The following is a 447-nucleotide window of genomic DNA, read 5'->3' on the forward strand; positions in this document are numbered from 1 at the left end:
GCGCAGTAGCGCCGCAAGCCGCTTGACCCACGGAACAGTGTCATCGCGTACCAGCCAGGAGACGCCGAGGACACTGCCTGGGCGCAGGACGCGGGCGATTTCAGGTAAGGCGAGGCCGGGGGCCAATTCGTGAAAGCCCTGGTGCACCAAGACAGCATCGAAACTGGAGGAATTAAGAGGTAACGATTCGGGCGACCCGCAGACGGCCATGACGCCAGGAAGGCGGTTGAGTTTTTCCGCGGTATCGGGATCGCGGTGAACGGCCAGGACATCGGCCCCATGGGAGGCAACGGCTCGGCAATGGGCGACGGTCGGGCACAGCACGACGACTCGACTACCTGGGTCCACACGTCCGGCAGTCAGCCATTCGAATGAGCCGCTGGGAAGATGCGGTGCCGAAGAGACTGCCATGGCCCCGATTGTAGAGGGAATCGTGGTGGCCAGGGT

The 447-nt window shown here is 63.5% G+C and carries 1 protein-coding gene; it reads right to left on the minus strand.

Translation table 11 applies throughout. The features are described from left to right. On the minus strand, positions 1-411 hold a 411-nt coding region (locus tag CRD59_RS07655; protein WP_130341233.1), incomplete at its 3' end, for a class I SAM-dependent methyltransferase. Positions 412-447: the final 36 nt, after the last annotated feature.

The sequence above is a fragment of the Bifidobacterium xylocopae genome, from assembly GCF_003315615.1.
Lineage (GTDB): Bacteria > Actinomycetota > Actinomycetes > Actinomycetales > Bifidobacteriaceae > Bombiscardovia > Bombiscardovia xylocopae.